Below are 9,609 nucleotides of genomic sequence, written 5' to 3'. Positions count from 1 at the left end.
CGACCGGCAGATACGGCTCGACGAATCCCCACTCCCCATCCGTCAGCTGCGCACGCGTCATACACACCGGACTACCGCATCCGCCCCCGGAACGAGGGCGAATCCAGCAAACCGATCACGACTCAATACAGGCCCTAGAGTGGAGCGACCGAACGGATCGACGAACCCACGCCGAGCGGACGAACCAGCGAGGACCGCCCCCATGCCCCGACAGGCCGACCACGACCAGCGGCGTCACCAGATCGCCGAGGCCGTCTGGCGGCTGGCCGCCCGGCGCGGGCTGGAGGACGTCACGCTGCGGCAGGTGGCGGCGGAGGCCGGGGTGTCGGTGCGGCTGATCCAGTACTACTTCGGCAGCCGGGACGCGCTGCTGCTCACGGCGCTGGAGATCCTCAACAGCGACGCCGAGGTACGCGGCCGGGCGCGCGTCGAGGCGCTCGGCGACGCGAACACCCCGCGCGGAGCCGTGCGCGGAGTCCTGATGGAGATGCTGCCGCTGGACGAGGAGCGGCGGACCCGGCACCTCGTGTACGTGGCGTACTTCGTCCGCTTCCTGTGGGACGAGAACCTCGCGGCCATCGCCGCCGACGCGCCCCCCGAACTCGAAAGGCTCCTCGCCGATCTGATCGCCTGGGGGCAGCGGGAGGGACAGGTGCCGGCCGGCCTGGACCCCCTGCCCGAAGCCGAGATCCTGCTGGCGACCGCCGACGGGCTACAGACCGGGGTGCTCCTCGGCCAGCGCACCCCCGAGCAGGCCCTCGCCCTCCTCGACCGCCAGCTCGACCGGCTGTTCACCGCCGGAGCCGAGTCGGTGAAGCCGCTCACCGCCCCTGACGCGGACGTACGGGCGTAAGAGCGCCCAGGCACCGGCAAAGCCCGGACACGGAAAAACGCCCGAGGGCGGCACCCCCGCGATGGGGGTGCCGCCCTCGGTCCGTACAGCTATGGGCAGCTGATCCTCAAGAGGATCAGAAGTCCATGTCACCGCCCGGCATGCCGCCGCCGGCCGGGGCAGCGCCCGCCTTCTCCGGCTTGTCGGCGATGACGGCCTCGGTGGTGAGGAAGAGCGCCGCGATGGAGGCGGCGTTCTGCAGCGCGGAGCGCGTGACCTTGGCCGGGTCGATGATGCCCGCGGCGACCAGGTCGATGTACTCGCCGGTCGCGGCGTTGAGGCCGTGACCCGGGGTCAGGTTGCGCACCTTCTCCACGACGACGCCGCCCTCAAGGCCGGCGTTGACCGAGATCTGCTTCAGCGGGGCCTCAAGGGCCAGCTTCACAGCGGCGGCACCGGTGGCCTCGTCGCCCTCAAGGTCGAGCTTCTCGAAGACCGAGACGGTCTGGAGCAGGGCCACGCCACCGCCGGCGACGATGCCCTCCTCGACGGCCGCCTTCGCGTTGCGAACGGCGTCCTCGATGCGGTGCTTGCGCTCCTTGAGCTCGACCTCGGTCGCGGCACCGGCCTTGATGACCGCAACACCGCCGGCGAGCTTCGCCAGGCGCTCCTGCAGCTTCTCGCGGTCGTAGTCGCTGTCCGAGTTCTCGATCTCGGCGCGGATCTGGTTGACGCGACCCTGGACCTGGTCGCTCTCACCGGCACCGTCGACGATGGTCGTCTCGTCCTTGGTGATGACGACCTTGCGGGCGCGGCCGAGCAGGTCGAGACCGGCGTTCTCCAGCTTGAGGCCGACCTCTTCGGAGATGACCGTGCCGCCGGTGAGGATGCCGATGTCGCCGAGCATGGCCTTGCGACGGTCACCGAAGCCCGGAGCCTTGACGGCGACGGACTTGAAGGTGCCGCGGATCTTGTTGACGACGAGCGTGGACAGCGCCTCGCCCTCGACGTCCTCCGCGATGATCAGCAGCGGCTTGCCCGACTGCATGACCTTCTCCAGCAGCGGAAGGAGGTCCTTCACGTTGCCGATCTTGGAGTTGACGATCAGGATGTACGGGTCGTCGAGCGACGCCTCCATACGCTCCATGTCGGTGGCGAAGTAGGCGGAGATGTAGCCCTTGTCGAAGCGCATGCCTTCGGTGAGCTCAAGCTCCAGGCCGAAGGTCTGCGACTCCTCGACCGTGATGACGCCTTCCTTGCCGACCTTGTCCATGGCCTCGGCGATCAGCTCGCCGATCTGGGTGTCGGCGGCGGAGATGGAGGCGGTCGAAGCGATCTGCTCCTTGGTCTCCACGTCCTTGGCCTGCTCCAGCAGGGCGGCGGAGACGGCCTCGACGGCCTTCTCGATGCCGCGCTTGAGGGCCATCGGGTTGGCGCCGGCGGCTACGTTGCGCAGGCCCTCGCGGACCAGCGCCTGCGCCAGGACGGTCGCGGTCGTCGTGCCGTCACCGGCGACGTCGTCCGTCTTCTTCGCGACCTCCTTGACCAGCTCGGCGCCGATCTTCTCGTACGGGTCCTCGAGCTCGATCTCCTTGGCGATGGAAACACCATCGTTGGTGATCGTGGGGGCGCCCCACTTCTTCTCGAGGACGACGTTGCGACCCTTGGGGCCCAGGGTCACCTTGACGGCGTCGGCGAGCTGGTTCATGCCGCGCTCGAGGCCGCGCCGTGCCTCCTCGTCGAACGCGATGATCTTGGCCATGTGAAGTGGTCCTCCCGGACAGAAGGGGTTCCCCCGGCTCCCTGCAAGGAGCTTGGGGGCGGATTTCTCCGGACCGTGTGGCGCCCGCGACGGACGGCCTGCAGCCTTGTGGTTCCTTGCCCCACCCGGCGTACGGGCCTCACCGACCCGGTCCTTTTTCTGTCACTCTCACTGGGAGAGTGCTAAGCCCAATGATTAGCACTCGCCCCCCTTGAGTGCAAGCGGCTTCACAGACCCGGCGCGCACTCATGAGGCGGGTGGGGCGCGGGGAGAGAAGCGGGACGGGCGACGTTCCAGGACGCGGGACGGGCGAAGTCCCGGCAGGCGGAACAAGGGACGCCCCCGCAGGCGGAACAGGCGACACCCCGACAGGCGGGACGCCCCCCGGTCCCATCCGCGCCGACCCCCGGTCCGGCCCGGGGCGCACGAAGGGCCCGCACCTCGGAAGGTACGGGCCCCACATGTGAGTGAGCCGGTGGTCGATCGCGCCGAGATCAGACGGCGAGCTTGACCATGTCCGCCTGCGGCCCCTTCTGGCCCTGCGAGATCTCGAACTCGACTCGCTGACCCTCCTCGAGGGTGCGGTAGCCGTCCATCTGAATCGCGCTGTAGTGGACGAATACATCCGCACCACCGTCGACCGCGATGAAGCCGTACCCCTTCTCCGCGTTGAACCATTTGACGGTGCCCTGAGCCATGCCTAACTCCCCTATTACTGGCCCTTGCGCAGGACCGCACTTCGCGGACCCGGGTCAGACCTCACCCCCTGACAGGTGGGGGTGTGCGCCGGAACGCGTCGACCGCGGCTGAATGTATCTGCACGGATGCCGTCTGCAACAGGTCAATCGGACGAGAATTCCGGCGGTGGCCGACCGACGCTATGCGGAGGATTCCCAGCATTCCGGGGCAAGTCGGGCCGGGCATAGCGCAACATACCCGACAATTCGCGCACAGTCTTTGCACGTAACTTGACGGGTTCTCATATGCGTTCGGCACTCACGCCGGAGGGGGATCGTCCTCAACTGTATCGCCATTCAACAGACGGAATCGCCCCGTCCGTTTCCGGCCGGGGCGATTCGGAGGTGATTCAGAGGTGATTCGGGGGCGATCCGGAGGTGATCCGAGGGCGATTCGGAAGCGATTCGAGGAAGATCGAGAACGATCGGGGACGACCGCGGACGATCAGGGGTGCTCCGGGAGGACGACGCGGGAAGCGTCGGGTGTTCCGGAAGGAGGACCGGGGAAGCCTCGGAGGTGTTCCGGAAAGAGGGCCCGGGAAGCCTCGGGGCAGGAGTCAGCAGCCGCCCGCGACCGCCGGGATGATCGAGATGCCCGCGCCGTCCGGCGTCGCCGCCTGGAGGCCCCCTTCGAAGCGCACGTCGTCGTCGTTGACGTACACGTTCACGAAGCGGCGCAGCTTCCCGGCGTCGTCCAGTACGCGCGCGGCGATGCCCGGGTGGTTCCGCTCCAGGGAGTCGATGACCTCGGCGACGGTGGCGCCCTCGGCCGGCACCTCGGCCTTGCCGCCGGTGTACGTGCGGAGAATGGTAGGAATTCGGACGTTGACGCTCATGACGGTTCCCTTCGGTGGTGGACGGGGTGGGCCTGGGGCGGGGTCAGCCGGCCAGGCCGGCGGCGCGGAAGGCGTCCAGGCTGGGGCGGATCGTCGCGGTGGGCCCGGTGGTCGGCGCCACCGCGTCCAGCGTCTTGAGGCCGTCGCCGGTGTTCAGGACGACCGTGGTCAGGGCCGGGTCGAGCAGCCCGTTCTCGATCAGCTTCTTGGTGACGCCGACCGTCACGCCGCCCGCGGTCTCCGCGAAGACGCCCTCCGTACGGGCCAGCAGCTTGATCGCCTCCACCACCCGCTCGTCGTCGACGTCCTCGACCGCGCCGCCGGTGCGCCGGGCGATGTCGAGCACGTACGGGCCGTCCGCCGGGTTGCCGATGGCGAGCGACTTGGCGATGGTGTCCGGCTTCTGCGGCCGTACGACGTCGTGGCCCGCCTTGAAGGCCGTGGAGACGGGCGAGCACCCCTCGGCCTGGGCGCCGAAGATCTTGTACGGGCGGTCCTCGACCAGCCCGAGCCGGATCAGCTCCTTGAGCCCCTTGTCGATCTTCGTGAGCTGGGAGCCGGACGCGACCGGGATGACGATCTGGTCCGGGATCCGCCAGCCGAGCTGCTCGCAGATCTCGTACGCGAGCGTCTTGGAGCCCTCGCCGTAGTACGGGCGCAGGTTGACGTTGACGAAGCCCCAGCCCTCGCCCGCCGGGTCGCCGATGAGCTCGGAGCAGAACCGGTTGACGTCGTCGTAGTTGCCCTCGATGCCGACGAGGTCGCCGCCGTAGACCGCGGCCATGACGACCTTGCCCTGCTCCAGGTCGTGCGGGATGAACACGCAGGACTTGAAGCCGGCACGGGACGCCGCGGCGCCGACCGCGCCCGCGAGGTTGCCGGTCGAGGAACAGGAGAGGGTGGTGAAGCCGAAGGCGCGGGCGGCCTCGACGGCGATGGCGACGACGCGGTCCTTGAAGGAGTGCGTCGGGTTGCCCGAGTCGTCCTTGACGTACAGGCCGCCGGTGACGCCCAGCTCGCGGGCGAGGCGGTCGGCCTTGACCAGCTTGGTGAAGCCGGGGTTCAGACTCGGCTTGCCGGCCACGTCGGCCGGGACCGGGAGCAGCGGCGCGTACCGCCAGATGTTGTCGGGGCCGGCCTCGATCCGCCGGCGCAGGTCCTCCGGGTCGCCCGTCGGCAGCTCGTACGCCACCTCAAGGGGGCCGAAACAGGCCTCGCAGGCGAAGATCGGGCCGAGGGCGAAGCGCTCGCCGCATTCGCGGCAGGAGAGCGCCACGGCGGGACCGAGGTCTACGGGAGTGGCGGAAGTGGTCGTTTCTGCGGCTTGCACAGCCATGGAGGCGAGGCCCTTTCTCCTCATCTTCCCCGCGGCGCATCTCGCCGCGAGCCGGAATTGGCACCTTCCCCACCGGGAGCCTCGCGAATAGTTCGACGAGACCGGCGGGAGGGTTGCCGGGGCTTCAACGGGCCGTTCCCTCTGCCCCTCTGGATGAGCGGTATGGCACTGGGCGGGGCCCAGGCGTTTGTCGGCGCGCGACCCCGACATGCGTCGGACATCCGCGTTGTTCAAGACTGTAACCGAAGCCCCGGACGGTTGAGACAGCCGTCCGAACCGCGAGATGCATCACATAAGGAGACGTTCGACGTGCTGGAAGAGGTCGAGCACTGGCTGAAGCAGCGCTCTTGGTCCGCCGCCGACCGCCCGCTCGACCAGCTGCTCGCCGCGAAACGCGCCGCCGGTTCGCGCGGCACGGTGAGCGTGGTGCTGCCCGCCCTCGACGAGGAGGCGACGGTCGGCGAGATCGTCGCCGCCATCCGCCGCGAGCTGATGGCCGGGCCCGTGCCGCTGGTGGACGAGCTGGTGGTGCTGGACTCCGGCTCCACCGACCGTACGGCCGCCGTCGCGGCGGCGGCCGGGGCGCGGGTCGTGCACCGGGACTCGGTGCTGCCGCGGCTGCCCGCGCTGCCGGGCAAGGGCGAGGTGCTGTGGCGGTCGCTGCTGGCGACCAGCGGCGAGATCGTCTGCTTCGTCGACGCCGACCTGCGGGAGTTCTCCGCGGACTTCGTCTCCGGCATCGTCGGCCCCCTGCTGACCGACCCGGACGTGCACTTCGTCAAGGCGATGTACGACCGTCCGCTCGGCGACGCGGCCGGGCAGGGCGGCCGGGTCACGGAACTGGTGGCCCGCCCGCTGCTCAACCTGCACTGGCCGCTGCTGGCGGGCTTCGTGCAGCCGCTCGGCGGCGAGTACGCGGCGCGGCGCTCGCTGCTGGAGCGGCTGCCGTTCCCCGTCGGCTACGGGGTGGAGCTGGGCCTCCTCGTCGACGCCCTGCACACGGTGGGCCTGGACGCGCTCGCGCAGGTCGACGTGGGCGTGCGCAAACACCGCCACCAGGACGGCCAGGCACTGGGCCGGATGGCCGCCGCCATCTACCGCACCGCTCAACTCCGCCTGGCACGCGGGCATTTGGTGCGCCCCGCGCTGACGCAGTTCGACCGGGGAGAGGACGGATTCGTGGCGCGTACGCACGCGGTGGACACCGAGGAACGACCGCCGATGGCGGAGATACCGGAGTACGTGGAACGCCGGGCGGCGTAGCTCCCTGCCGGGGCTCCGCCCCGGACCCCGGTCCTCAAACGCCGGACGGGCTGAATTGGCACTCCTCCGGATGGTGTGCGGGCGTTTGAGCCCGAGCGGCAGCGGCTAGGCTCGCGGCATGGCCTCCCAGCACGGCGCCCAGGTCCTTGTCGCGTCCAACCGCGGCCCGGTCTCCTACGCGCGGGGCGACGACGGGTCGCTCACCGCCAAGCGCGGCGGCGGCGGCCTGGTCTCCGGGCTGTCGGCCATCGGACCGGAGGCGGACGCCGTCTGGGTGTGCGCCGCGCTCGGGGACGGCGACCGGGAGGCCGTACGGCGCGCCGAGGGCGGCCATCTGCCGGCCGGCGACTCGGGCGGGCAGCGCGTCCGGATGCTGGACATCGCGCCCGACGTCTTCGCCGCCGCGTACAACGGCGTCGCCAACTCCGTGCTGTGGTTCGTCCACCACCTGCTGTACGAGACGCCGCTGGAGCCCGTCTTCGACGCGGGCTTCCGGGAGCAGTGGGAGGCGTACGAGGCGTACAACGCGGCCTTCGCGGACGCGCTGGCCGCCGAGGCCGCGCCGGGCGCCGCCGTGCTGGTGCAGGACTACCACCTCACGCTGGTCCCCGGCATGCTCCGCGAGCGCCGCCCCGACCTGCGCGTCGGCCACTTCTCGCACACCCCGTGGGCCCCGCCGGACTACTACCGGCTGCTGCCCGACGACGTCGCGGCCGAGGTGCTGCGCGGGGTGCTGGGCGCGGACCGCGCGGCGTTCCTCACCCGGCGCTGGGCGGACGCGTTCATCGCCTGCTGCCGGGACGTGCTCGGCGCGAGCGCCGCCGACGACGGCGGTTCCGTCACCTTCGAGGGCCGTACGACGCGCATCGGCGTGCACGGGCTCGGGGCCGACGCCGACTTCCTGCGGAAGCGCTCGCACGAGGCGGACGTCGAGGAGCGGATGGCGGCCCTGCGCGACCAGATCGGCGGCTCGGGCCGCAAGACCGTCGTCCGCGTCGACCGCACGGAGCTGTCCAAGAACATCGTGCGCGGCCTGCTCGCCTACCGGCTGCTGCTGGAGCGGCGCCCCGAGTGGCGCGGCGAGGTCGTGCACGTCGCCTTCGCCTATCCCTCGCGGCAGGACCTGGCCGTGTACCGCGACTACACGGCGCGCGTGCGGAGCGTCGCCGAGGAGATCAACGCGGAGTTCGGGCGCGAGGGCTGGCAGCCGGTCGCGCTGCACGTCAAGGACGATTTCGCGCGCTCCCTGGCCGCGTACCGGCTCGCGGACGTCGCCCTCGTCAACCCCATCCGGGACGGCATGAACCTCGTGGCGAAGGAGGTTCCGGTCGTCTCCGACGAGGGGTGCGCGCTGGTGCTGTCGCGGGAGGCGGGGGCGTACGAGGAGCTGGGCCAGGACGCGATCACCGTCAATCCGTACGACGTGGAGGCCACCGCCCGCGCGCTGCACGAGGCGCTGACGATGGCGCGCGACGAACGGGCCGAGCGCACGAAGCGGCTGGCCGCGGCGGCGACGGCGCTGCCGCCCGCGCAGTGGTTCATGGCCCAGCTGCGGGCGCTGGACGGCTAGAAACCGGTCGGCTTCCCGTCGGAGGGGGCCGGGCGCAGGATCGTATACAGCCGGGTCTACCGTGGTTCGGCGTGACAGCGACAGCGATTTTCGGGGCTTCCGCGTTCTTTGCGGCTTCTGGCCCGTCCGGGCCTCATGGGGTCACCACCGCATCGGGGCTGCCCGAGCCGACGATCGGGCGCATGGTCACGAGCTGGCAGCTCGACCCGTACGCGCTCGTGCTGGTCCTCGTCCTCGGCGGGCTCTACGCGTGGGGCGTGGCGCGGGTGGTGCGGCGCGGCGAGCGGTGGTCGGCGGGGCGCAGCGCGTCGTTCTGCCTGATCGGGCTCGGCGCGATCGTGGTGGCGACGATGTCGGGGCTGGCCGTCTACGACCATGTCCTGTTCTGGCCCGCCGCCGTGCAGAACATCGTCCTCGACCTGATCGGCCCGCTCGGCATCGCGCTGGGCGACCCGCTGTCGCTGGCGGCGCGGGCACTGCCGCCGGAGGGCCGCGCGGCGCGCCGGCTCCAGGGGGCGATCAGCGGCCGCGTGCTGCGGCTGCTGACGTTTCCGATGGTCAGCACGGCGCTGGTGTTCGCCTCCGAGATGCTGATCTATTTCACGCCGTACTTCGAGACGGCGCTGCGCCACGACGCGCTGCACGAGCTGATGTACCTGCAACTGCTGGTGGTCGGCACGCTGTTCGTGCTTCCGATGCTAACCCGCCAGGACCTGCTGCCGTCCTGGTGCGGCCACCCGATCCGGGCGGCGTTCATCTTCGTGGACGGGATCGTGGACGCGCTGCCCGGCCTCGTCGTGATGACCAGCGGCACGCTGGTCGCGGGCGGCTGGTACGCGGCCCAGGACCGCCCGTGGGGCCCGAGCCTGGAGCGGGACCAGTTCATCGGCGGCGGGGCGATGATGACGATCGCGGAGCTGGTCGGACTGCCGTTCATCATCGCGGTGTTCGTGGAGTGGGTACGGGCCGAACGGCTGAAGACGGCGGAACTGGACGCGCGGCTGGACCGCGAACTGGAACACCGCCCCGCCCCGGCCCCGGCCTCGCCCGTTCCCGCCGCGGTGCCCGAACCGCAGCTCACCCGCCCGTGGTGGGAGACGGACCAGGGCATCGTGGGCGAGCGCTTCCGCAACGGGGGCTGAGGCCGGCCTTCGGCCCGGAAACCGCGCTTCAGCGCGCTAGGGCCTGTATTGAGTCGTGATCGGTTTGCTGGATTCGCCGTCGTTCCGGGGGCGGATGCGGTAGTCCGGTGTGTATGACGCGTGCGCAGCTG

General features: G+C 70.6%; 8 protein-coding genes and 1 riboswitch. Of the genes, 4 read left to right on the top strand and 4 right to left on the bottom strand.

Going from position 1 to position 9,609, the window contains the following annotated elements; genetic code table 11:
- Window positions 1-202: 202 nt before the first annotated feature.
- Window positions 203-853, top strand: a complete 651-nt coding sequence (locus AB0I22_RS39305; protein WP_363135838.1) for a TetR/AcrR family transcriptional regulator — start codon at window positions 203-205, stop codon at window positions 851-853.
- Between the two features lie 115 nt (window positions 854-968).
- Here AB0I22_RS39305 and groL read toward each other — a convergent pair whose 3' ends face one another.
- From groL to thrC, 4 genes are all read right to left on the bottom strand, one after another.
- Window positions 969-2,594: a chaperonin GroEL gene (groL, locus tag AB0I22_RS39300; protein WP_363135837.1), complete on the bottom strand. Its 1,626-nt coding sequence runs from the start codon at window positions 2,592-2,594 to the stop codon at window positions 969-971.
- Between the two features lie 494 nt (window positions 2,595-3,088).
- The gene (locus tag AB0I22_RS39295; RefSeq protein ID WP_005315736.1) at window positions 3,089-3,292 is read right to left on the bottom strand and encodes a cold-shock protein; all 204 of its coding nucleotides are present in this window, start codon (window positions 3,290-3,292) and stop codon (window positions 3,089-3,091) included.
- A gap of 596 nt (window positions 3,293-3,888) precedes the next feature.
- Window positions 3,889-4,167, bottom strand: coding sequence for a ubiquitin-like small modifier protein 1 (locus tag AB0I22_RS39290; RefSeq protein WP_363135836.1), 279 nt, complete (start codon window positions 4,165-4,167; stop codon window positions 3,889-3,891).
- Window positions 4,168-4,210: 43 nt separating this feature from the next.
- Window positions 4,211-5,503, bottom strand: coding sequence for a threonine synthase (gene thrC, locus AB0I22_RS39285; protein WP_363135835.1), 1,293 nt, complete (start codon window positions 5,501-5,503; stop codon window positions 4,211-4,213).
- Between the two features lie 17 nt (window positions 5,504-5,520).
- Window positions 5,521-5,663: riboswitch (SAM riboswitch) on the bottom strand.
- Window positions 5,664-5,812: 149 nt separating this feature from the next.
- Here thrC and AB0I22_RS39280 point away from each other — a divergent pair.
- From AB0I22_RS39280 to AB0I22_RS39270, 3 genes are all read left to right on the top strand, one after another.
- The gene (locus tag AB0I22_RS39280; RefSeq protein ID WP_363135834.1) at window positions 5,813-6,766 is read left to right on the top strand and encodes a glucosyl-3-phosphoglycerate synthase; all 954 of its coding nucleotides are present in this window, start codon (window positions 5,813-5,815) and stop codon (window positions 6,764-6,766) included.
- 118 nt (window positions 6,767-6,884) lie between these two features.
- Window positions 6,885-8,336: a trehalose-6-phosphate synthase gene (locus tag AB0I22_RS39275; protein ID WP_363135833.1), complete on the top strand. Its 1,452-nt coding sequence runs from the start codon at window positions 6,885-6,887 to the stop codon at window positions 8,334-8,336.
- Window positions 8,337-8,518: 182 nt separating this feature from the next.
- Complete coding sequence (locus tag AB0I22_RS39270) at window positions 8,519-9,478, top strand: cytochrome c oxidase assembly protein (protein WP_363135832.1); 960 nt, start codon at window positions 8,519-8,521, stop codon at window positions 9,476-9,478.
- The last annotated feature ends 131 nt before the right edge of the window (window positions 9,479-9,609 follow it).

Source organism: Streptomyces sp. NPDC050610, assembly GCF_040654875.1.
Lineage (GTDB): Bacteria > Actinomycetota > Actinomycetes > Streptomycetales > Streptomycetaceae > Streptomyces.
This window is presented reverse-complemented; position numbering and strand designations above follow the sequence as displayed.

What these genes read in the sequence shown, in the direction of transcription:
- AB0I22_RS39270 (WP_363135832.1), top strand. Translation starts at nt 8,519, where the DNA reads ATGGTCACGAGCTGGCAGCTCGACCCGTACGCGCTCGTGCTGGTCCTC.
- AB0I22_RS39275 (WP_363135833.1), top strand. Translation starts at nt 6,885, where the DNA reads ATGGCCTCCCAGCACGGCGCCCAGGTCCTTGTCGCGTCCAACCGCGGC.
- AB0I22_RS39295 (WP_005315736.1), bottom strand. Translation starts at nt 3,292, where the DNA reads ATGGCTCAGGGCACCGTCAAATGGTTCAACGCGGAGAAGGGGTACGGC.
- groL (WP_363135837.1), bottom strand. Translation starts at nt 2,594, where the DNA reads ATGGCCAAGATCATCGCGTTCGACGAGGAGGCACGGCGCGGCCTCGAG.
- thrC (WP_363135835.1), bottom strand. Translation starts at nt 5,503, where the DNA reads ATGGCTGTGCAAGCCGCAGAAACGACCACTTCCGCCACTCCCGTAGAC.
- AB0I22_RS39290 (WP_363135836.1), bottom strand. Translation starts at nt 4,167, where the DNA reads ATGAGCGTCAACGTCCGAATTCCTACCATTCTCCGCACGTACACCGGC.
- AB0I22_RS39305 (WP_363135838.1), top strand. Translation starts at nt 203, where the DNA reads ATGCCCCGACAGGCCGACCACGACCAGCGGCGTCACCAGATCGCCGAG.